This is a genomic window from Yersinia sp. 2542 StPb PI, assembly GCF_048593855.1.
In the GTDB taxonomy this organism is placed as follows: Bacteria; Pseudomonadota; Gammaproteobacteria; order Enterobacterales; family Enterobacteriaceae; genus Yersinia; species Yersinia enterocolitica_E.
In genome coordinates, this window is the sequence record NZ_JAZGQA010000515.1 from 1 (window position 1) to 403 (window position 403).

Here is a 403-nt window from a genome sequence, read left to right on the forward strand (position 1 = left end):
GTTTATGGTTTTAACAATACCATCAGGTATCCCTGCACTTTTTAAATGTGCTCTAAACTTATGTATTAATTGATGATAATTATTATCTGAAATACTTTTATGATTTTCATACCATACTACTTTTATGATATCTTGCTTACGGTTGACATCACTAAATAAACACATTACCAATCTCTTTTGTTTTTCATTAATATCAATTGTTAGCTTTTTAGTATGAAAATGAATCTTGTTCATACAGCAATCCAGTGATATCTCTTTTTCATAATCAATCACTCCTTTCCCATTGACATCAATAAACTTACTGCCAGAGACAACAGAGACTGTATCGACATACATAAATAACCCCTCAAATACATTCACTCGGTTAATAAAGACCAATCACATACAACATTGATGTGATAAG

The 403-nt window shown here is 30.0% G+C and carries 1 protein-coding gene; it reads right to left on the reverse strand.

Annotated features, from left to right (window positions below; all coding sequences use genetic code 11):
• Positions 1 to 336: winged helix-turn-helix domain-containing protein (locus V1952_RS22560; protein ID WP_420075637.1), on the reverse strand; the 336-nt coding region annotated here is incomplete at its 3' end.
• Positions 337 to 403 lie beyond the last annotated feature (67 nt).